Source organism: Mesorhizobium monacense, from assembly GCF_056781675.1.
In genome coordinates, this window is sequence record NZ_CM165567.1 from 3,513,533 (window position 1) to 3,532,860 (window position 19,328).

General features: G+C 63.1%; 24 protein-coding genes. 11 read left to right on the forward strand and 13 right to left on the reverse strand.

Annotation, left to right across the window (positions count from 1 at the left end; translation table 11 throughout):
* Positions 1-8 precede the first annotated feature (8 nt).
* From AC1RUK_RS17175 to AC1RUK_RS17185, 3 genes are all read right to left on the reverse strand, one after another.
* On the reverse strand, positions 9-818 hold the full coding sequence (locus AC1RUK_RS17175; protein WP_481834663.1) for an agmatinase family protein: 810 nt from the start codon (positions 816-818) through the stop codon (positions 9-11).
* A 102-nt stretch (positions 819-920) separates the two neighbouring features.
* Positions 921-3,041, reverse strand: a complete 2,121-nt coding sequence (locus AC1RUK_RS17180; protein ID WP_481834662.1) for a molybdopterin-containing oxidoreductase family protein — start codon at positions 3,039-3,041, stop codon at positions 921-923.
* A 62-nt stretch (positions 3,042-3,103) separates the two neighbouring features.
* Positions 3,104-4,981, reverse strand: coding sequence for an ABC-F family ATP-binding cassette domain-containing protein (locus AC1RUK_RS17185; RefSeq protein WP_481834661.1), 1,878 nt, complete (start codon positions 4,979-4,981; stop codon positions 3,104-3,106).
* Positions 4,982-5,326: 345 nt separating this feature from the next.
* Here AC1RUK_RS17185 and AC1RUK_RS17190 point away from each other — a divergent pair, with 345 nt between their 5' ends.
* The gene (locus tag AC1RUK_RS17190; RefSeq protein ID WP_481834660.1) at positions 5,327-5,527 is read left to right on the forward strand and encodes a hypothetical protein; all 201 of its coding nucleotides are present in this window, start codon (positions 5,327-5,329) and stop codon (positions 5,525-5,527) included.
* Positions 5,528-5,657: 130 nt separating this feature from the next.
* Here AC1RUK_RS17190 and AC1RUK_RS17195 read toward each other — a convergent pair whose 3' ends face one another.
* The 4 genes from AC1RUK_RS17195 to AC1RUK_RS17210 form a co-directional block, all read right to left on the reverse strand.
* Positions 5,658-6,104 (reverse strand): Ros/MucR family transcriptional regulator, encoded by a 447-nt coding sequence (locus AC1RUK_RS17195; protein ID WP_481834659.1) that lies wholly within the window; start codon positions 6,102-6,104, stop codon positions 5,658-5,660.
* Between the two features lie 166 nt (positions 6,105-6,270).
* The gene (locus AC1RUK_RS17200; protein ID WP_006201563.1) at positions 6,271-6,474 is read right to left on the reverse strand and encodes a hypothetical protein; all 204 of its coding nucleotides are present in this window, start codon (positions 6,472-6,474) and stop codon (positions 6,271-6,273) included.
* Complete coding sequence (locus AC1RUK_RS17205) at positions 6,467-7,414, reverse strand: DMT family transporter (RefSeq protein WP_481834658.1); 948 nt, start codon at positions 7,412-7,414, stop codon at positions 6,467-6,469. The genes AC1RUK_RS17200 and AC1RUK_RS17205 overlap by 8 nt, the downstream gene beginning before the upstream one ends.
* A gap of 58 nt (positions 7,415-7,472) precedes the next feature.
* Positions 7,473-8,306 carry a hypothetical protein gene (locus AC1RUK_RS17210; protein WP_481834657.1) on the reverse strand — a complete coding sequence of 278 codons (834 nt, stop codon included), beginning with the start codon at positions 8,304-8,306 and terminating at the stop codon, positions 7,473-7,475.
* Positions 8,307-8,417: 111 nt separating this feature from the next.
* On the opposite strand from AC1RUK_RS17210, the gene AC1RUK_RS17215 reads away from it, so the two are divergent.
* Complete coding sequence (locus AC1RUK_RS17215; protein WP_481834656.1) at positions 8,418-9,371, forward strand: LysR substrate-binding domain-containing protein; 954 nt, start codon at positions 8,418-8,420, stop codon at positions 9,369-9,371.
* A gap of 359 nt (positions 9,372-9,730) precedes the next feature.
* Here the strand turns inward: AC1RUK_RS17215 and AC1RUK_RS17220 are convergent, their stop codons facing one another.
* Entirely contained in the window at positions 9,731-9,904 is a 174-nt protein-coding gene (locus AC1RUK_RS17220) for a hypothetical protein (protein WP_481834655.1), read from the reverse strand.
* A 138-nt stretch (positions 9,905-10,042) separates the two neighbouring features.
* On the opposite strand from AC1RUK_RS17220, the gene AC1RUK_RS17225 reads away from it, so the two are divergent.
* Positions 10,043-10,210 carry a hypothetical protein gene (locus AC1RUK_RS17225; protein ID WP_481834654.1) on the forward strand — a complete coding sequence of 56 codons (168 nt, stop codon included), beginning with the start codon at positions 10,043-10,045 and terminating at the stop codon, positions 10,208-10,210.
* A gap of 29 nt (positions 10,211-10,239) precedes the next feature.
* Here AC1RUK_RS17225 and AC1RUK_RS17230 read toward each other — a convergent pair whose 3' ends face one another.
* Positions 10,240-10,617 carry a hypothetical protein gene (locus tag AC1RUK_RS17230; RefSeq protein WP_481834653.1) on the reverse strand — a complete coding sequence of 126 codons (378 nt, stop codon included), beginning with the start codon at positions 10,615-10,617 and terminating at the stop codon, positions 10,240-10,242.
* Between the two features lie 204 nt (positions 10,618-10,821).
* Between AC1RUK_RS17230 and AC1RUK_RS17235 the strand changes: the two genes are divergently transcribed.
* The 5 genes from AC1RUK_RS17235 (at position 10,822) to AC1RUK_RS17255 (ending at position 14,584) form a co-directional block, all read left to right on the forward strand.
* Positions 10,822-12,900 carry an ATP-dependent helicase gene (locus tag AC1RUK_RS17235; protein WP_481834652.1) on the forward strand — a complete coding sequence of 693 codons (2,079 nt, stop codon included), beginning with the start codon at positions 10,822-10,824 and terminating at the stop codon, positions 12,898-12,900.
* 131 nt (positions 12,901-13,031) lie between these two features.
* Positions 13,032-13,271 carry a hypothetical protein gene (locus AC1RUK_RS17240; protein WP_481834651.1) on the forward strand — a complete coding sequence of 80 codons (240 nt, stop codon included), beginning with the start codon at positions 13,032-13,034 and terminating at the stop codon, positions 13,269-13,271.
* A gap of 144 nt (positions 13,272-13,415) precedes the next feature.
* Positions 13,416-13,757: a hypothetical protein gene (locus tag AC1RUK_RS17245; RefSeq protein WP_481834650.1), complete on the forward strand. Its 342-nt coding sequence runs from the start codon at positions 13,416-13,418 to the stop codon at positions 13,755-13,757.
* A gap of 45 nt (positions 13,758-13,802) precedes the next feature.
* Positions 13,803-13,988, forward strand: coding sequence for a hypothetical protein (locus tag AC1RUK_RS17250; RefSeq protein ID WP_436175884.1), 186 nt, complete (start codon positions 13,803-13,805; stop codon positions 13,986-13,988).
* 293 nt (positions 13,989-14,281) lie between these two features.
* Positions 14,282-14,584 carry a DUF982 domain-containing protein gene (locus AC1RUK_RS17255; protein WP_006201573.1) on the forward strand — a complete coding sequence of 101 codons (303 nt, stop codon included), beginning with the start codon at positions 14,282-14,284 and terminating at the stop codon, positions 14,582-14,584.
* 54 nt (positions 14,585-14,638) lie between these two features.
* Here the strand turns inward: AC1RUK_RS17255 and AC1RUK_RS17260 are convergent, their stop codons facing one another.
* The 3 genes from AC1RUK_RS17260 to AC1RUK_RS17270 form a co-directional block, all read right to left on the reverse strand.
* On the reverse strand, positions 14,639-15,427 hold the full coding sequence (locus tag AC1RUK_RS17260; RefSeq protein ID WP_481834649.1) for a GGDEF domain-containing protein: 789 nt from the start codon (positions 15,425-15,427) through the stop codon (positions 14,639-14,641).
* Positions 15,428-15,628: 201 nt separating this feature from the next.
* On the reverse strand, positions 15,629-16,222 hold the full coding sequence (locus AC1RUK_RS17265) for a hypothetical protein (RefSeq protein WP_481834648.1): 594 nt from the start codon (positions 16,220-16,222) through the stop codon (positions 15,629-15,631).
* A gap of 228 nt (positions 16,223-16,450) precedes the next feature.
* Entirely contained in the window at positions 16,451-16,963 is a 513-nt protein-coding gene (locus AC1RUK_RS17270) for a DinB family protein (protein ID WP_481834647.1), read from the reverse strand.
* Positions 16,964-17,022: 59 nt separating this feature from the next.
* Here AC1RUK_RS17270 and AC1RUK_RS17275 point away from each other — a divergent pair, with 59 nt between their 5' ends.
* Positions 17,023-17,712 (forward strand): glutathione S-transferase family protein, encoded by a 690-nt coding sequence (locus tag AC1RUK_RS17275; protein WP_481834646.1) that lies wholly within the window; start codon positions 17,023-17,025, stop codon positions 17,710-17,712.
* A 127-nt stretch (positions 17,713-17,839) separates the two neighbouring features.
* Complete coding sequence (gene bluB, locus AC1RUK_RS17280; protein WP_481834645.1) at positions 17,840-18,475, forward strand: 5,6-dimethylbenzimidazole synthase; 636 nt, start codon at positions 17,840-17,842, stop codon at positions 18,473-18,475.
* 6 nt (positions 18,476-18,481) lie between these two features.
* Here bluB and AC1RUK_RS17285 read toward each other — a convergent pair whose 3' ends face one another.
* Complete coding sequence (locus AC1RUK_RS17285; protein WP_436175878.1) at positions 18,482-18,682, reverse strand: hypothetical protein; 201 nt, start codon at positions 18,680-18,682, stop codon at positions 18,482-18,484.
* 181 nt (positions 18,683-18,863) lie between these two features.
* Between AC1RUK_RS17285 and ndk the strand changes: the two genes are divergently transcribed.
* Positions 18,864-19,286, forward strand: a complete 423-nt coding sequence (gene ndk, locus AC1RUK_RS17290) for a nucleoside-diphosphate kinase (protein ID WP_481834644.1) — start codon at positions 18,864-18,866, stop codon at positions 19,284-19,286.
* Positions 19,287-19,328 lie beyond the last annotated feature (42 nt).

The window sequence follows — 19,328 nt, forward strand, 5'->3', positions numbered from 1 at the left end:
AAATTGATTCAGCCCGCAGTCGCGCTGTTGGTCTTCAGCATCATGCCGGCGATCTCCTTCACCAGCTTGGCGGCGACCAGCGCCGTCAGGTTGGAGACATCCTGGCTTGAATTGTATTCGACGACATCGGCAGCAACGATTCGTTGGTCGATGCCCTGGATGAGGCTGATCACCTGCCGGGTCGACAGCCCACCGGGCTCGCGGTGCGAGACGCCGGGCGCAAAGGCCGGATCGAGGCCGTCGAGGTCCACCGAGAGGTAGACGGGCGTTTTGAGGTCGAGCCGCAAGCCCTCGTTGAAATGGCGCGCCTCGACCACCTCGACGCCGAACCGCCTGACCTGGTCGCGAAGGTCGTCATTGAGGGTGCGCAGGCCGATCTGGATCAGCCGGTCGGCCAACCGCTCCTCCATGATGCGGGCGAAGGACGAGGTGTGCGAGCGCAAATTGTCCTGATAGGCAGGATAGATGTCGGGGTGGGCGTCGATCTGGACGATCGTCAGGCTGGGGTGGCGGCGACGCACGGCGCGAAGAATTGGCCAGGCGATGGCATGGTCGCCGCCGAGGCTGATCAGGGGACTGCCGGCATCCAGCGCGCGGCCGACCTCGCTTTCGATTCGCTCCCACGGGTCGCCGGCGCCTGTAAAGTCGATGTCGCCATGGTCGACGAAGCAATCCGTCAAATCGAAGCCCGTTTCGCTCCACGAGCTGTGGGCGTCGCTGTGCAATTCGCGCCTGATCAGTGCCGGCGCTGCCGCCGCGCCGCGCAGATAGGACGAATTCTCGTCATGCGGTATTCCCAGAAGCGAAATCCCGGTCATGGCATCCTCCCTCGTCTCAGCTGAGGGAAGCCTCTATAGACGCGGGAGCTGGCAGCCGCGACGGCAGGCACTTGGGCCAGATGCCAAATCTGGAAGCCACCGCTAGGCGCCCAGCTCTTCCGCCTTGCGTAGCCAGACCTTGTTGTCGTGCAGCGCCGCACCGCCATAGGGCGCCGGAGCATCGGCGCCGGTCAGCACATTGATGCCTTCGCCGCGCTCATGCGCGCTGTTCGGCCAGATGCCTTCTGCGATCACCACGCCACGCTTGATGCCGTCGAAGCGTTTGGCGTGCAGCACCAGCTCGCCACGCTGGTTGCCGACCTCGACGCGGTCGCCATCAGCTAGTCCGAGAGCGGCCGCGTCGTCGGGATGCAGCAGCAGTTCCGGCCTGCCCTCCTTGGCCTTCGACACCGGCGTCTCGGCGAAGGTCGAGTTGAGAAAATTGCGCGCCGGCGATGTCGTCAGCCGGAACGGGTGCGCTTCATCCGCCACCTCGATCAGGTCGACATGATCAGGGAATTCCGGCAGCCGTTCCACCGGCCCGAACAGGCCCATGCTTTTCGGCGGCCGGTTGGGAGCGGCCTGCCCGGTCCAGTCGGCGTGGAAGCGGAATTTTCCATCCGGATGGCCAAAACCATTGATGAAATGCGCGGCCTCGAAGTCCGGCTGCAGGTCGACCCACTTTTGCGCCTTCAGGCTGTCGAAGCTGCCCAGACCACGCTTGCCGAGAATGATGTCGATATGCTGCCTTTCTGTCAGGCCGAAGCCCGGCCGGTCGGCGACGCCGAGGCGTTTGCCAAGTTCCTCGATGACGAAGTGGTTGGTGCGAGGCCCTTCCGGCGGATCGATCAGCTTCGGGCCGAGCGTGATGTGCTGGTTGCCGCCGCCCTTGTAGACGTCGTCATGCTCCAGAAACATCGTTGCCGGCAGCACGACATCGGCAAGTTTTGCCGTATCGGTCATGAACTGCTCGTGCACGCAAGTGAAGAGATCCCCGCGCAGGAAGCCTTGCTTCACCAGCCGCTGCTCGGGCGCGACATTCACCGGATTTGTGTTCTGAATCAGCAGCGCCGTCACCGGCGGACCGCCATAGAGCGCGTCTGCCGCTCCGGTCAGCACAGGGCCGATGCGCGAATGGTCGAGATGGCGGACGTTGGGGTCGCGCATCGCGGTGCCTTCGAGCACATCCTGGTTCAGCTTGAAGATGCCGGAATTGGAATGGAAGGCGCCGCCACCCTCATACTGCCAGCAGCCGGTGACGGCGGCGATGCAGGAAGCGGCATGCATATTGACCGCGCCGTTGCGCTGGCGCGCAAAGCCGTAGCCGAGGCGAAAGTAAGTCTTCTTGGTCGTGCCGACGAGACGGGCGAAGACCTCGATCTCGGCCACGGTCAGACCGGTGATCGAAGCCGCCCATTCCGGCGTGCGCTCCTTTAGATGCTCTTCCAGCCCACGCGGATCGTCGGTGTATTTTTCCAGATAGGCGCGGTCGGCCATGCCATCCCGGAACAGCACATGCATAACCGCGCAGGCCAGCGCGCCATCGGTGCCGGGCTTCAGCACAAGGCCGAGATCGGCCTGCTTCATCGTCGCGTTCTCGTAGACGTCGATGACGACGATCTTCGCCCCGCGTTCCTTGCGCGCCTTGATGGCGTGGGTCATGACGTTGACCTGGGTGACCACGGCATTGGTGCCCCAGATCACCACGCAGTCCGACTTCGCCATCTCGCGCGGGTCTGGACCGCGCAAGGCGCCTGCCCCCATCATCCAGCCGGTCCATGCCAGGTTGGTGCAGATCGAGCCGAAGAAGCCCGAGTATTTCTTGGCATGGCGCAGCCGGTCGATGCCGTCGCGCTGCACCAGCCCCATCGTGCCGGCATAGTAATAGGGCCAGACCGTCTGCGAGCCGTGTTTTTCCTCAGCCGCGATGAACTTCTCCGCGACGAGATCGAGTGCGGCTTCCCAACTGGATTCCTTCCAGGCGCCCTCGCCCTTGCCGCCGGCGCGCACCAGCGGCTTCAGCAGGCGGTCGGGATGGTGGACGCGGTCGGCATAGCGCGCAACCTTGGCGCAGATCACGCCTGATGTGTAGCTGTTGGCCTTGGCGCCATGGACGCGGCCGATGCGCTTTTCGTCGAGCAGTTCGACCTCGAGCGCGCAGGTCGACGGGCAATCATGCGGACAGGCCGAATGGCCGATGCGGAGCTTGGCATGCTGGTTCATGGGGCCAAACTAGCCGGTTGCGAGGGCGGCGTGTAGGGCCAGATGAGGCCTTCCCTTCTCCCCTACTCCGCCGTGCCTTCCTCGTATTCCGCCGACATGGTCAGCCATTTTTCCTCGTGACCGGCCAGTGTCTGGGCGAGCTGGGAGCGTTCCTTGGCGAGCCTGGTCGCGGTCGAGGGATCCTTCTCGTAGATCGCCGGATTGGCGAGCTCGTCCTCGATCAGGTCCATGCGCTTGCGGATGCGGTCCATCAGCGCTTCGGTGGCACGGATTTCCTTGGCCAGCGGCTCAAAGGCGGCGCGCCGCGCCGCCGCATCGCGGCGGCGGTCGGCCTTTGACGCCTTGTCCGCCTCGCGCTTGCCGCGGCGGTCACCCGAAACACCGGTCACCAGCGTCTTATAATCCTCCAGATCGCCGTCATACGGGTTGACCGCGCCGTCCTTGACCAGCCACAGCCGGTCGGCCGTTGCTTCCAAAAGATGCCGGTCGTGCGAGATCAGGATGACGGCGCCGGGAAACTCGTTCAGCGCATGGATCAGCGATTCGCGGCTGTCGATGTCGAGGTGGTTGGTCGGCTCGTCGAGGATGAACAGGTTCGGCCCCTCGAAGGCCGACAGGCCCATCAGGAGCCGCGCCTTTTCGCCGCCCGACAGGTCCTTGGCGGCGGTGTTCATCTTTTCGGTGGTGAGACCGAACTGAGCAACGCGGCCGCGCACCTTCGATTCCGGCGCCTCCGGCATCAGCCGGCGGACATGCTCATAGGCGTTCTCCTCCGGCCTGAGATCGTCGAGCTGGTGCTGGGCGAAGATCGCCACTTTCAGCCCAGGCGCCACCGTCATGGTGCCGGTCTCCTGCTTCAAGCGGCCGGACAAAAGCTTGGCGAAGGTCGACTTGCCGTTGCCGTTGGCGCCGAGCAGCGCGATGCGGTCGTCGGCGTCGATGCGCAGCGTCATCTTCTTCAGGATCGGCTGGCCCTCGGTGTAGCCGACATTGACGCCGTTCAGCGCGATGATCGGCGAAGCCACAGTCTTGACCGGCTCGGGGAAGGAGAACGGCCGCACCGTGTCGTTCACGATTGCCGCAATCGGCTTCATCTTCTCCAGCGCCTTGATGCGCGACTGCGCCTGCCTGGCCTTGGAAGCCTTGGCACGGAAGCGCTCGACGAAGGACTCCATGTGCTTGCGCGCAGCTTCCTGCTTGACGCGGCCCTTCTCCTGCAATTCGCGCTGCTCGGTGTATTGGCGCTCGAACTGGTCGTAGCCGCCGCGCCAGAAGGTCAGCCTCTTCTGGTCGAGATGGACAATCGAGTTGACGGCGCGGTTGAGCAGGTCGCGGTCGTGGGAAATCAAAAGCACGGTGTGCGGATATTTGGAGACGTAGTTCTCCAGCCACAGCGTGCCTTCAAGGTCGAGGTAGTTGGTCGGCTCGTCGAGCAGCAACAGATCGGGCTCGGAAAACAGCACGGCTGCGAGCGCCACGCGCATGCGCCAGCCGCCGGAGAAGGACGAGGCCGGGCGGCGCTGCGCGGCATCGTCGAAGCCAAGGCCGGCCAGGATGGTGGCCGCGCGAGATTCGGCTGAATGCGCGTCGATATCGGCCAACCGCATGTGGATGTCGGCGATGCGGTGCGGATCGGTCGCCGTCTTCTCCTCTTCGAGCAGCGCCTGGCGCTCGACATCGGCCTTGAGCACGATCTCGATCAGCGGCTCCTCGGTGCCCGGCGCTTCCTGCGCCACCTGGCCGATGCGGGTGCTCTTCGGCAGGCTGATCGAACCGGTCTCGGAGGGGAAATCGCCGGTGATGGCCTTGAACAGCGTCGTCTTGCCGGTGCCGTTGCGGCCGACGAGGCCGGCCTTGGTGCCGGCCGGCAAGGTCAGCGAGGCATGGTCGAGAAGCAGGCGTCCGGCCATGCGGAGCGAAAGGTCGTTGATAACAAGCATGGCCGCGCTTTTGCACGGGAGGGCGGCGCTTCGCAAGAGCTTGCGGCTGGGTTGGTCGAATAGGCCTCGTTGTCGACGTCTGACGGCCAGACTACTTCACCTCAATCGGCCGACCTTCGTTGCCGAGCAAAAAATCGATGCAGCAGACAACTTGAAGTTCATCCTCAACATATACTAGTGCGGCGCGTGCGCCTTGGATGCGCAAAGACCAGAAAAACTTTTGCTCCGGCCACGATATTTTTTCGAAGAATTGATTTCAATTTTTGCGCCGATGCTGTGACCTTGTCATTGCGCCTCGATTCGACTTGGGCGCCAAGAAGAATTTTACCTGGTCAGGAGCCCACCATGGACGAGGCAGCGAACGATCTGCGCGCGCTCAGATATGTCGCCGCTATAACCCGGAAATTGGCGAAGATGCTTTCACGGACGCGCTACCACATGCTGGTCTATTTTCTCGAGATGACGGCGGTCGAAGCCGACAATCTGGCGAACGCGCAAGATCCGAAACGCAAGGGCGCTCAGGCGCCGCCGGAACCCAGAAACTGATAGGGCAACGTTAGAGCACGTCAAAGCGCGTCGCTCTGAAACGGATTCACGCGACGCGCTTCAAGTCTTTGTTTATTGCATGTCGCCCAAACTGCCGCGCACTTTGGGCGACATATCGTGCAGTCCGCGATCAGCTCTTGGCCTTGCGCTTCGCCACCTTGGCCGGCGCGGCCGCGGCAGGCTTGCGGCCGAGACCGGAAGACTTCGCCAGCGCCGAGCGGGTGGCGGAATAGCTGGGCGCGACCATCGGATAGTCGGGCGCAAGGCCCCATTTGGCGCGGTACTCGTCCGGCGTCAGCCCGTGGTCGGTGCTCAGGTGTCGCTTCAGCGACTTGAACTTCTTTCCATCCTCGAGGCAGACGATGTAGTCCGGAAATACCGAACGCTTCGGATTGACGGCCGGCGTCAGCGCCGCGCTCTCCTTGACGGCGCTGGCGCCAGCCAGCTTTCGCACCGAGGCGCTGACGCTGGCGATCAGGTCCGGCAGGCCGGCGGCCGGAAGCGGATTGTTGCCGACATAGGCCGAGACAATGTCGGCAGTGAGTTCGATTGCTGTCCTGTCATCGATATTGTTCAATTTTTTTCCCTCTGCTGGCGATCAAGTCGCCAGCTCTGTTGGATACATCTTTCGATGTATCGATTTCACCCCGTTCCCCAACGGACCGTTAAAAATCAGTAACCCATGCAGAATCGATACAGCTGGATATTTTAATGGCCGCCTACGGCGGTGCAAATTAGAAAATCTAATACTTGGAAGCGGTCGACTTTGAGTGTACGGAATCGGACAAAATCTCGAGAATACGCTTCCAGCGGGCGCAACGACCGAAATCTTTCTGCTCAATCGCCTTTTCTGCCTTCATTGCGGCATAGAGCGGCGCTTCGGCGCCGAACTCCCTGACCAGCCAGTGCGCTTCCTGTCTAGCGCGGCGTTCATCCTCGTCAAGCATGGTTTTCGGCCTCCGAGCCTTCGATGCCAACCGCAATGCAACTGCCGATGACGAGGACGGCGCCGGCGATGGCCGTGATCGTCAGCCTTTCACCCGAAAACGTCAGCAGAAGGGTCGAGGCGATCGGCGTGAGATAGGCGACGACCGCGACCTTGCCGCCCTGGTCGAGCTTCAGCGCCCGCGACCAGAAATAGTAGCCGAGGCCCATCGGACCGGCGCCGAGATAGAGCCCGGCAAGCAGGTATGGGCCGATGTCCCAGGCGACACCGTCGTGGACACACCACAGGAATGTCAGCGCCACGCCGACCAGCGCCGAAGGCAGCAGCAGGCGGTCCGGCGACGTGGCAAGGCGGCCGACGACGATCGAATAGAAGGCCATGCACAGCGCCGACCCGAAGGCGGCGAGATAGCCGGCGAGATTGCCCTGGAACCACGACTGTTCGCGACCGCCCGAAATCACCAGCGCAACGCCGACGAAGCCGAGCGCAGCTGTGATGCCGAGCAGCGCCGGACGGCGCGGCCTGTCGAGGACGATGATCGCCGCCGCGACCATCAGCGGCCAGGTGTAGGCGACGAGATTGGCCTCGATGACCGGCATCGAGGCGAAGGCGACATATTGCAGGACCATGGTGCCGACAAGGCCGATGATGCCGACGGCGAACGGCACCAGAGCAGCACTCACCCCCGCCCCGCCATCTTGCGGCATCCGTCGCCTGCCGCCATCCCGGCCGATCATCCGGATCAAGGCAAAGACCAGGGCGGCGCCAACAAATTGCAGGAACTGCACCTGTGACACCGAATGGCTTGCGAGCAGGGATTTGCCGACCAGCGCGTTGGTCGCCCACAGCGCGACCGCGCCGGCGGCAAAGACCAGCGCGGATCTCGAACCCGACCCGCCCAGGGCGGACCGGGACGGGAGTGTATGCTCCTGTTTGACCATGATCGGTTCCGAAATCGAAGGTCAGCTCAGCAAAAACCGGTTCCCGCCCATGGCCTGCTTACCATGATTCCCTTGCTCCGCCCGGCACAGCCGCGTCGAGCGGCTGTGGAACCGGACGTTCCTCCTCGTGGCGGCGGTAGGCCGGCAGCTGGTTGGTCCACACATCCTCGGCAAGCTCGTTGACCCATTCGCGGTCCTGGTCGTTGTCGGCAGCGAGGTAGAACATGCGGTTGTCGTCAACATAAGGCTTGGACACCGAGCGCTGGTTGAGCACCAGCGTGACGCGCTCGCCGAGCTGGATGGGTGCTGTGCGGTGGAGCACGCCGAGAAACTGGCCAAGTGTGGCGTAGTTCATCTTGTGGTCGATGCGCATGACGCGGTTGCGCGGGATCTCGCGGCCGGATTCCAGGATGGCGCGGCCGGTCTCTGAATCGTCGCAATAGATTTCGAGATGGCCGCCGACCAGCGGATCGCTGATCGACAGCGGAATGAGTTCAGTGACCGGAACGCCGTCGCAATGCCAATCGACGGCGCCATCCCTGGGATTCATGAAGGTAACGGTCGAGCCAACGATCGACAGCGGATAGGGTTCGAGCTTGGTGCCCATCATATCGGAAAGCCGCTCCAGGCGCAGCTTGTCGTGCAGCAATTCCTTGATTTCGGGAATGAAGCGGTCGGCGCCGGTGATGAAGGTGAGGTCGAGGTGCTTGTGCACGGCGTGGCTGGCCTTGAGCTTCAGCGCGGCCTCCTCGATGGCGGCAAGCAGCGCCGTGTCATAGCCGTGACGATACTGCGCGACGCCGAAACTAGACACGTTCCAGGCCGTCTCGTGGCCGATGATGGCTTCACGGCTCATCGCATAGCGCAATTCCGGGATGGTATGTGCGTTCATTGTACTTCTCCAGGATTGGGGACAACACTTGAACGACAGTCAATTAAATTAGCACCCCCTGTAAAATTAGGAATGCTGGTGCTACCCTAAGCCCAGCTTAAGGTCGAAACCGTGCGTCTGCTCAGTCAGGTCAACCTCAATTCGCTCAAAATCGTGGAAAGCGCCGCGAGGCACAGGAATTTCACGCGCGCAGGCGAAGAGCAGTTCATCACCGCCTCGGCGGTCAGCCAGCGCGTCAAGAGCCTCGAGGACCAGCTGCGCTTCAAGATCTTCCAGCGCGGCGGCAATGCCGTGTCGCTGACGCCTGAGGGCGAGACCTATGTGTCGCGCGTGCGCGAAGCGCTGGAGCGGATCGTGGCGGCAAGCATGGAGGCGACCGGGCAGTCGCAGGCGCATGTGCTGAAGATTTCGGTGCTGCCGACCTTCGCGGCACGCTGGCTGTTTCCGCGCCTGCCGTCGTTCCAGCAGCAATATCCCGATATCGAGATGCGGGTCTCGACCTCGTATGCCACGCATGAGTTGGCGGCGTCCGATTTCGATCTCGAAATCCGCTATGGCGACGGCCACTTCCCCGATCTGAAGGCAGATCTTCTGTTCAAGGAAGATTTGACGCCGGTATGCAGCCGCAAGCTGTTCCACGAAATTCTCGGCGACAAGCCCTTGTCCAAGGTGACGCCGGAAGATCTGCAGCATTTCACGCTGCTGCATTCCGACACCTGCACCCAGAACTGGCAGTCGTGGCTGGGCTTTGCCGGCGCCAGCTTCGTGCTCGGCGAGACGAAAAGCATCTATTTCGATTCCTGCATGATGTCCTACGAGGCGGCCAATGCCGGCATGGGTTTTGCCGTGGCTAACCGCGCCTATATGGCGAGCGACATCCGCGCCGAGCGGCTGGTGGCGCCGTTTGCGGTTCACCATCCCAACACCGCCGGCTGGTATTTCGTCAGCCCCGACATGGCGCTGGCGGCACGCAAGGTGGTGCTGTTCAAGCAATGGGTGATGGCCGAGGCAGCGCTGACGCAGCGCCAGCTCGACATCGAGATGAGCGGCGAACGCCAGCAGTGAGGGCGGCTCACCAGAACCGCCGAACGAACATCAAAGCAAATACATCAATTCGATTGCCTGCTGGCGTATGTTCAGGTTTGCAACTCGCACAGTCCAAGCCAGCCACTGAATTTCGAGACGTTTCCTCGAGTAACCCATTTACGCGATGCACGTTTGCAACAGCCCGACGGCCGTACGCATTCGTACAATGACGCAACGGCAAGACTCAGCTATCTTCCTTGTGCGGCGGGCCTGATTTCCCGCTTGGCCGGCGCTTTCAGCTTCCTCCCAAGCAGCGCCGGCCTTCTTCTGTGGCCAGCGTGATTTCCCGCCCGATGTCCTGATCGGGCCACACGCCCTTGCCCTGAGAGGCATCATCGTTACTGCGCAGGCGGCGTGCCGGGCTGATCGCCACCCGTCGTCGACTTCGGCACCGGGTTCTTGTCGACCTGCGTGTTCTGGTCCACGGGCGCCTTGGTCGGCGGGATGTTGTTGTCGCAAGCAGCGAGTGCGAGCCCTGCCGCCAGGGCCAGCAGCATCGGAAGCTTCTTCATGACAACCTCCTCTCGTCCGCCCCCTTTCATCAGGGGCAAACGATGCGGTGCCGGTTTGGTTGCACGGCAAGCCGGGCCGCAGGGAGGGCGGAACAAAATGCTCTCCCCCCGGTTGGTCCGCCGAAGGAGGATTTGATCATGATCCGTCTGCTGATTGTTGGCCTGTTCGCCTATGCGACCTATCGCTTCACCAAAAAGGTCATCGCCGACGTGCCGGATGATTTCGATCCGTTGCCGATGCCTGGCGACGAGCGCCGTGCGCTGCGGCGCCAGTCGGCAGCGATGGGCGTGGAGCCGAGGCGGTAGAGCACCAGTCGCGGGCCGGTACCTCAACTTCAGTCGTCGAGCCAATAGGGTCGAAAACAGCCAAATTGGCGCGGCAGACTGAGTCGCCGTTTGGCATCGAATTCTACCTGGACCATCGGGGATTTGTTCGCTGTCACGTCAATCTTGATCACGTGACCCTCACCGACCATCACCAGTTTCATTTCCTGAAAGTGCCGTTCAAAGCCACTTTCGATTGCACTTCGAGAGTACCGCCACCCATTGAGGCAAGCTCGACTCAGGATGTCGGAATACGACCGGGCGCTGACCATTCTCACCGCCTCTTCTGAAACCTGCCTGTCATGCAGCAGGTCTTGGGACAGACCTGGGTCCGAAGTCAAAACTAACGACACCACCGCCATGACTTGGCGTGCATTTTGATTGCCCATGATTTTCACTTAACGAGAAATATACTTATTATCTTTTTGCCAACCAAAAATAAGTCGATAACTTTCAACTTATAACAAGAATTTCTCGCCCTTTAAACTAGAGAATAACATAGCAGGAGAGAAGCTGGCACTAGCTCATTTGATTACGGCGACCGACCTCGGCCGACCCGTTGCGAACAAAGCGGAAACGATGCTTGATGGGCGATGAACCTCGCTGCCGGTGATTCGACCTTCCAGCCTGCATATCTCGCCAAGCTGAACGACCAGCAGCGGCTGGCGGTCGAGCATGGCGAAGGCATGGTTGCCGCGCCGCTGCTGGTGATCGCGGGGGCCGGATCCGGCAAGACCAACACGCTGGCGCATCGCGTCGCGCATCTGATCGTCAAAGGCGCCGACCCGCGCCGCATCCTGCTGATGACGTTTTCACGCCGCGCCGCCGCCGAGATGGCCAAGCGGGTCGAGCGCATCGCCGGCGAGGTGCTGGGCCGCGATGCCTCGGTCATCACCGACGCGCTGACCTGGGCAGGCACTTTCCACGGCATCGGTGCGCGGCTCTTGCGCGACTATGCGCTGGAGATCGGCCTCGACCCGGCCTTCACCATCCACGACCGCGAGGATGCCGCCGACCTGATGAACCTCGCCCGCCACGAGCTCGGGTTCTCCAAGACGGAAAGCCGTTTTCCGACCAAGGGCACCTGCCTCGCCATCTATTCGCGCGCCGTCAATGCGCAGGCACCGCTCGGCGAGGTGCTGGGTTCGGCGTTTCCGTGGTGCGCGGGGTGGGCAGAGCAGCTGAAGGCGCTGTTTTCCGCCTATGTCGAGGCCAAGCAGGCGCAGAACGTTCTCGATTACGACGACCTGCTGCTCTACTGGGCGCAGATGGCGGCCGAGCCGGAGATCGCGGCGCATCTCAGTGCGCGCTTCGACCATGTGCTGGTCGACGAATACCAGGACACCAACCGCCTGCAGGCCTCGATCCTGACGGCGCTGAAGCCGGACGGATCGGGGCTGACGGTGGTCGGCGACGACGCGCAGTCGATCTATTCCTTCCGTGCCGCCGAAGTGCGCAACATCCTCGATTTCCCAAAACAGTTCGCTCAAGCAGCCGCGATCGTCACGCTGGAGCGCAACTACCGCTCGACCGAGACCATCCTCGCCGCCGCCAATGCGGTGATCTCCCAAGCATCGGAGCGCTTCACCAAGAACCTGTGGACCGAGCGCAAATCCTCGCAGAAGCCGAAACTGGTCAGCGTGCGCGACGAGGCCGAGCAGGCCAACTATGTCTGCCAGGCGATCCTGGCCGAGCGCGAGGGCGGCACGGTGCTGAAATCGCAAGCGGTGCTGTTTCGCGCCTCGCACCACAGCGGGCCGCTGGAGATCGAGCTGACGCGCCGCAACATCCCCTTTGTCAAGTTCGGCGGGCTGAAATTCCTCGACGCCGCCCATGTCAAGGACATGCTGGCGATGCTGCGCTTTGCCGAGAACCCGCGCGACCGCGTCGCCGGGTTTCGCGTGCTGCAGCTTCTACCCGGCATCGGCCCCTCGGCCGCCTCGCAGATCGTCGAGACCATGGCGACGTCGCTCGACGAGGCGATGGGGCTTGCCCGCTACCGGCCGCCGCAGCGCGCGGCGGAAGACTGGCCGGCCTTCATCGCGCTCTATTCCGGCTTGCGGGCCGGCGCGAAATGGCCAGCCGATCTCGAACAGGTCCGGCTCTGGTACGAGCCGCATCTGGAGCGCATCCATGAGGACGCGACGACGCGGCGGGCCGACCTTCTGCAGCTCGAGCAGATCGCATCCGGCTACGCCTCGCGCGAGCGCTTCCTTACCGAGCTGACGCTCGATCCGCCGGACGCGACCAGCGACCAGGCCGGGCCGCCGCATCGCGACGAGGACTATCTCATCCTGTCGACCATCCACTCGGCCAAGGGCCAGGAGTGGAAGAACGTCTTCGTGCTCAATTCCGTCGACGGCTGCATTCCGGCCGATCTCGGCGTCGGCACAAAGGAGGATATCGAGGAGGAGCGCCGCCTGCTCTATGTGGCGATGACGCGGGCCAGGGATAGCCTGCACCTAGTCATGCCGCAGCGCTTCTTCGTCCATGGCCAGGCGGCGCGTGGCGACCGCCACGTCTATGCCTCGCGCACCCGCTTCATCCCTGCCTCGATCCTCGCCGCCTTCGAACAGACGGCGTGGGCGAGCGTCCAGGCCAAGGACGATCCGCGCCGCCAGCCGCAGGTGCGCGTCGACCTCGGCGCGCGCATGCGCGGCATGTGGAAATAGGCCGCCGCCAGCCGCCGTCTGTCCCCGTGCCGGCAACCAAAGACCGCGCCTTGCGTTGATCCGCGTTCAGGCGGAGCACGACGATGGACCCTGTGGCGGCGGCAATGATCCTGCTTTCATGCAGCCCGGACATGGTTTTCTGCCGTCCGGCTCAGATACAGCCCGTCGTCTATCCGGACATGGCCGCGTGCACCGTCGCCCTGCCCGGCAGGCTGCAAGGCACCGGCATGATCGGCCAGTGCCGGCCGGTCGACTCGGCGACACTGACGCCGGGGCAGAGGGTTGCCACGGTTCGCGTCACCCGAGGGACAGGCCCCGATGCCGTTTCCACCGACTACCTCGTCCTCCACGCCCCCGACGAGACTGACTGATCCGACCGCCGCCGTCGCGACAAACAGCTCCTCGATCAATGCCCTTTCTTGACATGCGTCAGGGACTTTAGCGGTTGATCGCGATGGAACCATCGGCCGACGGATGGATTTCGGTTAGCAAAGCCTAATGCAAAGGAGGCCGAGATGAGAAAGCTGATCCTCGCAACCATGCTCGCCATGGCCGCGCTGGCACCGGTGACTGCTCCGGTGCAGGCGGCAAGCCTGACGATCACCGCCGATGACGGCTGGGGCCGCGATCGTGACAGTTACCAATGGCGCCGCCATCACGACCGCCAGTTCGCCATGCGCGACTACGACGACCGGCGTTACTGGCGCCATCACCGCCACCACCGCGACTGCGGCGTGAGAGTGCACAAGCGCTGGCATCACGACCGCCTGGTCATCAAGAGGGTCTGGAGTTGTGGCTTGCACAGAGGCTGGACTGAGACCGGTTGGCACCGCTCGCGCCGTGACCTCGGCGCGTAGCGGACGCCTGAAAGCTGCATTGCCATCCGCCAAAGGGAGGCAGGGATGCGTTTCGTACCATCCGCCATGAGTTGGCGGCAGAGATTGGGGCAACTGGCCGGGAGGCTGTTCGTCAATGTCGTTGCCGCCCTTATCGCCGGCATCGCCATCCTTTTCCTGCTGCTGTCGGCGCATTTTGAGGGGCCGCCACTCGCTCCGGGCCACATGACGACGACCGCTTTCGCTCCATAGGCCCAGGAACTATCCCTTCTCACACCTGTAGCAGCGCCTCGACCAGCACCGAAACCCCGGCCAGGACTGCCTGCGGCTTGGACAATAGAGGTCGTAGCCGGGAAAGGGCGGGCACCAGTCGGCTAGCACGCGCACCAGGGGAACGCTGACGCATCGATCGGCGCCTTACTGCCTTACTGCCCTCAAAAAATCCCTCACCGTGGAACCTGTTGCCGCCAGCCGCGTTCTCTGGCGTTCGACCCCAACCGGAAGAGCGGCGGCCGCCGCCTTTTCGCCCAACCCGAGAGGCCAGAATGCACGACAGGATGTTCTTCACCCCGGTCGCCGTCACCGTTGGCGCCGGCCACAAGCGCATGATTGCGTCGCTGTTCGACATGCACGAATTCCTGACCGAATTCCCGCCGTCGCGGCGCCGCCTGAGCTATGGCGCAGCGGTGAAGGCCTGCGAAGCGGCACGTGCCGGCGATATTTCCACCGAGGCGGCGCGCGATGCGCTGATCACCTTTGCGGTGACCGCCGGTGTCCTCTGGCCGGCCGCCCAGCCCGCCGTCTCGGTCAAGCCGGTCGCGCGCGGTTTTGGCGGCTACGCCGCCTGATATCGGGACGCTTTCCTGCCGGCGTCAGCCGGAACGCTGCCGGAGGATTGTTGTTCAATGGACTGTCGCGGCGTCGCCGACCGCCGGGCCGCGCAGCCCGGTCGTTTCGAAGCTGACCTGGTCGCGGCCGTTCGACTTGGCCTTGTAGAGGTGCTCGTCGGCCACCCGGAACATGTCGGCATAGGTGGTTGGGCCGCTGAAGGCGATGCCGCCTATGCTTACCGAAAGCGGGCAAGGCCGCCCGCCAGGGGCGAATTCCACCTCGCGGATCCGCCGCCTTATGCCCTCGGCGACCAGCCAGGACTGAGACGAGTCGGCGCCGGGAAGAAAGACCGCGAATTCCTCGCCGCCAATGCGGCCGACAATGTCGGCGCCGCGCAGCTGGTCCTGGATCGTCCTGGCGATCAGCTTCAGCGCCTGATCCCCGCAATCGTGGCCGAGACGATCGTTGATGGTCTTGAAATGATCGGCGTCGACGATCAGGAACGCGCCGGCATTGACGACCGCCTGGCTGCGGGCCTGATCGAGATAGGCTTCAACGAGCATCGAGAAGGCGCCGCGGTTGAACACCGCCGTCAGGCTGTCGGTGGCCGCGACGATGCTCAGTTCCTTCTGGGCGATGGCCAGCTGGCGCATCTTGTACATCAGGAAGAAGAAGAACGAACCCGCCAGCACCAGCGGCAGGAACAGGTCGGTCAACTGCGCGTGCCACAGCGCTTCGGGCGACAGATGGGGGAAATTGAAGGAATCGACGAAGAAGGCAGCGCCAATGCAGATCGCCGTGCCGACGACCGTCACCACTACAATCCTGCCCCAGCTTGTCGGGGACAAATCGATCCTCATGCCATTGCTCCCGCTGCGTCATATTATCCTGAAGAGGGAAGGCAAATGAAGTCCTAAGATCGGAGTTGCAATCCGAACATGGTTAAACTTTTCCCCGCAAAGACACTAATGTTCGACGCGCTAATATTTATTGGAAGGCCCGCCATCTGAATGGCGGGCCTTCCGACTGCCGAAGGTTGTCGTCAACGCGTGGCAGGCGAGCTACCGGCGCGCGATCAGCAGGCAAAGCTGCCGCAGCTCGCGGTCATAGGTGCCTTCGCTGCTCAGTACGTCGACGCAACGCTTCTTCAACCGCGTCAGCTGACTGGTCGACATCTGGGCGACGGCGCCGGGCAGACCCAGTGTGCCGGGAGTTGCCGGAGTGCCGGGGGCGCCGGGAATGCCAGGCGTTCCAACCCCGGTGCCGACGCCGACATTGGCGCTCGTGCCGCCGAGCGTCGTTCCCAGCGCTCCATTGACCCCATTGCCGGTGCCCAGGGACGCATTGGTCCCTATGCCGTTGGTCCCGCCCAGGGACGCCGTAGCCGCGGCACCGCCACCACCAATGGTGCCATTGGCATTGGCGGCACCCGAGCCACCGAGCGAAGCGTTGGCGCTGGTGCTGCTGCCGCCGAAGGAAGCGTCTGCGTTGGCCCCATTGGCGCCGCCCACATTGCCGTTGGCTGAATTGCCGCCGATGGAAACGCCGCCAAGGCCACCAAGGCCAACCTCGGCCGCATTTGCAGGAGCGGCGAGAATAACGATAATCGCTCCACTTGCAAAAGTTCCAGCGATTTTCCGAACGATACTAGGCATGACACTCTCCTTTTGTTGCCATCCAGTTCCTGCACCGCAATTTCTTGGAACAAATCCGTTATATTGCTCATGCAGCAAGGGCTACGCTTGGAGATGCACTTCAGTTTCATCGCTCTTTCTGTTTCAACGAATCCTGGTTTTTGAATATTTCATTAATGCGCTAAAACAAAGCATGCTTTATTCTAAAAATTTAGAAGTTCCTAATATGCCACATACCCGATCCCGAACTCAGGCGTAGGCACGGCCTTCCTCGCTGCGCTGGAACAGCATCAGGTCGAGCGGCACGGAGGGCCGCCCGAGCACGGTCAGGATCATATGGGCCTGGCCGCGGTGATGGGTCTGGTGGTTGAAGAAATGATCCAGCGCCGGCGCCAGCCGCTGCGAGACGGTGCGCATATCGGTAAGCGTCATGTAGGAGAAGCGGCCGGCAAGCGCCTTGTCGCTCATGCCACCGACCCAGTCGACGATCCTCTTGTCTTCCGCCTCGCGCGCCAACCCAAGGACAGGCAGAGCGCGGTGAAGAATCTTGTCGGTCCTCGAAGGTGCATCGCCCTCGCCGGTGAAGCGCTTCATCCAGACACGGTCGACGGCCAGCAGATGGTTGAGCGTGCCCGACATCGAGCCGAAGAAGGCGCCGACATCCCTTTCGAATTCTTCGTCCAGGAGATCGGCGGCCGCCTCGTAGATGCGTCCATTGGCCCATTGATTGTAGGCCGCGAACATCATGAAATGCTGTTTCATCTTTCCGGCCTCGCTCGCATCGAATTCGGCCTACCTAAACCCTTGGAAGATTCGCGCCAATGACCATTCTGTTCTATGAGCTCGTCGGACGCGACACCGCCCGCCCGTTCAGCCCACATTGCTGGAAGATCGCGATGGCGCTCGCCCACAAGGGGCTCACCAGTTCCAGCATGCCGACGCGCTTCCTCGAAGTGCCTGCTGTCGAAGGCGGCGTGTCGAAGACCGTGCCGGTGATCCGCGACGGCGATAAGGTGGTCGCCGATTCCTTCAGCATCGCGCTCTATCTCGACGAGGCTTATCCCGACCGCCCAACACTGTTTGGCGGCGAAGGCGGCAAGGCGATGGCGCGCTTCATCGAGCGCTGGTCGCAACTCACCATCCATCCCTACATCACGACGGCGGCGCTGATGGACCTGCATGCCATGCAGGACAACGACAACGCGGCCTATTTCCGCGCCAGCCGCGAACAGCGCCTGGGCAAGCGGCTGGAAGAGGTGATGGCTGCCCGCGGCGCAGGCCTTGCCGGCTTTCGCGCCTCGCTGGAGCCATTGCGCTCGATGCTCGGATACCAGCCATTCATCGGGGGCGCTTCGCCGCTCTTTGCCGACTACATCGTCTTCGGCGCGCTGCAATGGGCACGCATCGCCTCGCCCTACCGGCTGCTGGAGGACAGCGACGCCGTGGCGCAATGGTTCGAACGCTGTCTCGATCTGCATCAAGGCCTGGGCCGCACGGTCGCGGCGGCGTAGCCGACTCCGAAATGCGACAAAGCGGACACGCGAGCGTCGCTTCGCGCGCCTCATCGCCACCCTGATCGGGGCACAGAAGAGCAAATCCGGCGCGGCCGGGCGGCTACAGCAAAGGCAACGCGGCGCGATGACGTCAGGCCCAGATTTTCCCGACGACTTTCGCACCGGGCTGGAGACGCTGCTGCGCTGGCGCCGGGATGTGCGGCGGTTCAAGCCGACGCCGCTTGCCGAAGGCACGCTGGAGCGGCTTCTGGAACTTGCCAGCATCGCGCCGTCCGTCGGGCTCAGCCAGCCCTGGCGCTTTGTCGTCGTCGAAAACCCGGAGCGACGCGACGCCGTGAAACGCTGCTTCGAGCGCTGCAATGCCGAGGCGCTCGCATGCTTTTCGGGCGAGCGCGCCGCGCTCTACGCGCGCCTGAAGCTCGCCGGGCTTGCCGAGGCGCCCTGCCAGTTCGCGGTCTTCGCCGACCGCACAACGGGGCAAGGCCATGGGCTTGGACGCCTGACCATGCCGGCGACAATCGACTATTCGGCGGTGATGGCGGTGCACACGCTGTGGCTGGTGGCGCGCGCGGAAGGCATCGGCGTCGGCTGGGTCTCGATCCTCGATCCAGCCGAGATGACCGATATCCTCGACACGCCGCCGGAATGGACGTTGATCGGCTATTTCTGTGTCGGCTATCCGAGCGAGGAGGACTGCGTGCCGACGCTGCAGCGCGAGGGCTGGGAGCAGCGGCGGCCGCCGGTGGTGATCAGGCGGTAGCGCCGGCTACCTCGCTTCATCTTCCAGGACCAGTCTGACGCAGATTGGATCGCCCTCCTCCATAGGCGCGCATTGCCATTCCGGGCCAAAGCCGAAATCCTGCTTCAACTGGGGCAGGAACAGCAGGACCAGGGTGATGACGGTGAAAAGAACGGCCACGAAGAGGATGCCAGTGATGTCGCCGCGTTTGAGGTAAGGCCAGTTCATCGCCTTCGGCTCCGCTGCCGCGATGCTCCAGGACTTGGCGCGCCCGGGGCCCGTGCAGCCGTCTAATTATCCCGCAAACTTCCGGCCTTGGCCAGAAGCCGCCTCCCCTTGGCAAGGACCGAAGCGGCTTGTATAGAGCCCGCCACTCCAATTCCCATTCTCAAAAAGCAAGGACGACCCAATGGCGATCGAACGCACCTTCTCCATGATCAAGCCGGACGCGACGCGGCGCAATCTCACCGGCGCCATCACGCAGATGCTGGAAGACGCCGGCCTGCGCATCATCGCTTCGCGCCGGGTGTGGATGAGCCGCCGCGAGGCGGAAGGCTTTTATGCCGTGCACAAGGAGCGTCCGTTCTTCGGCGAGCTGGTGGAGTTCATGTCCTCGGCGCCGACCATCGTTCAGGTGCTGGAAGGCGAAAACGCGATTGCCAAGAACCGCGAAGTGATGGGCGCCACCAACCCGGCCAACGCCGTCGAAGGCACCATCCGCAAGGTGCACGCGCTGTCGATCGGCGAGAATTCCGTGCACGGTTCGGACGCGCCGGAGACCGCCGCGCAGGAGATCAAGTACTGGTTCTCGGACACCGAGATCGTCGGCTGAGCCGACGGACCCGGTTGCAGTCAAAAGGCCGGCGTTTCGCCG

Excerpts from the sequence above, each read along its gene's own strand:
- AC1RUK_RS17175 (WP_481834663.1), bottom strand. The coding sequence starts at position 818 with ATGACCGGGATTTCGCTTCTGGGAATACCGCATGACGAGAATTCGTCC.
- AC1RUK_RS17180 (WP_481834662.1), bottom strand. The coding sequence starts at position 3,041 with ATGAACCAGCATGCCAAGCTCCGCATCGGCCATTCGGCCTGTCCGCAT.
- AC1RUK_RS17185 (WP_481834661.1), bottom strand. The coding sequence starts at position 4,981 with ATGCTTGTTATCAACGACCTTTCGCTCCGCATGGCCGGACGCCTGCTT.
- AC1RUK_RS17190 (WP_481834660.1), top strand. The coding sequence starts at position 5,327 with ATGGACGAGGCAGCGAACGATCTGCGCGCGCTCAGATATGTCGCCGCT.
- AC1RUK_RS17200 (WP_006201563.1), bottom strand. The coding sequence starts at position 6,474 with ATGCTTGACGAGGATGAACGCCGCGCTAGACAGGAAGCGCACTGGCTG.
- AC1RUK_RS17205 (WP_481834658.1), bottom strand. The coding sequence starts at position 7,414 with ATGGTCAAACAGGAGCATACACTCCCGTCCCGGTCCGCCCTGGGCGGG.
- AC1RUK_RS17210 (WP_481834657.1), bottom strand. The coding sequence starts at position 8,306 with ATGAACGCACATACCATCCCGGAATTGCGCTATGCGATGAGCCGTGAA.
- AC1RUK_RS17220 (WP_481834655.1), bottom strand. The coding sequence starts at position 9,904 with ATGAAGAAGCTTCCGATGCTGCTGGCCCTGGCGGCAGGGCTCGCACTC.
- AC1RUK_RS17225 (WP_481834654.1), top strand. The coding sequence starts at position 10,043 with ATGATCCGTCTGCTGATTGTTGGCCTGTTCGCCTATGCGACCTATCGC.
- AC1RUK_RS17230 (WP_481834653.1), bottom strand. The coding sequence starts at position 10,617 with ATGGGCAATCAAAATGCACGCCAAGTCATGGCGGTGGTGTCGTTAGTT.
- AC1RUK_RS17235 (WP_481834652.1), top strand. The coding sequence starts at position 10,822 with ATGAACCTCGCTGCCGGTGATTCGACCTTCCAGCCTGCATATCTCGCC.
- AC1RUK_RS17240 (WP_481834651.1), top strand. The coding sequence starts at position 13,032 with ATGGTTTTCTGCCGTCCGGCTCAGATACAGCCCGTCGTCTATCCGGAC.
- AC1RUK_RS17245 (WP_481834650.1), top strand. The coding sequence starts at position 13,416 with ATGAGAAAGCTGATCCTCGCAACCATGCTCGCCATGGCCGCGCTGGCA.
- AC1RUK_RS17250 (WP_436175884.1), top strand. The coding sequence starts at position 13,803 with ATGCGTTTCGTACCATCCGCCATGAGTTGGCGGCAGAGATTGGGGCAA.
- AC1RUK_RS17255 (WP_006201573.1), top strand. The coding sequence starts at position 14,282 with ATGCACGACAGGATGTTCTTCACCCCGGTCGCCGTCACCGTTGGCGCC.
- AC1RUK_RS17260 (WP_481834649.1), bottom strand. The coding sequence starts at position 15,427 with ATGAGGATCGATTTGTCCCCGACAAGCTGGGGCAGGATTGTAGTGGTG.
- AC1RUK_RS17265 (WP_481834648.1), bottom strand. The coding sequence starts at position 16,222 with ATGCCTAGTATCGTTCGGAAAATCGCTGGAACTTTTGCAAGTGGAGCG.
- AC1RUK_RS17270 (WP_481834647.1), bottom strand. The coding sequence starts at position 16,963 with ATGAAACAGCATTTCATGATGTTCGCGGCCTACAATCAATGGGCCAAT.
- AC1RUK_RS17275 (WP_481834646.1), top strand. The coding sequence starts at position 17,023 with ATGACCATTCTGTTCTATGAGCTCGTCGGACGCGACACCGCCCGCCCG.
- bluB (WP_481834645.1), top strand. The coding sequence starts at position 17,840 with ATGACGTCAGGCCCAGATTTTCCCGACGACTTTCGCACCGGGCTGGAG.
- AC1RUK_RS17285 (WP_436175878.1), bottom strand. The coding sequence starts at position 18,682 with ATGAACTGGCCTTACCTCAAACGCGGCGACATCACTGGCATCCTCTTC.
- ndk (WP_481834644.1), top strand. The coding sequence starts at position 18,864 with ATGGCGATCGAACGCACCTTCTCCATGATCAAGCCGGACGCGACGCGG.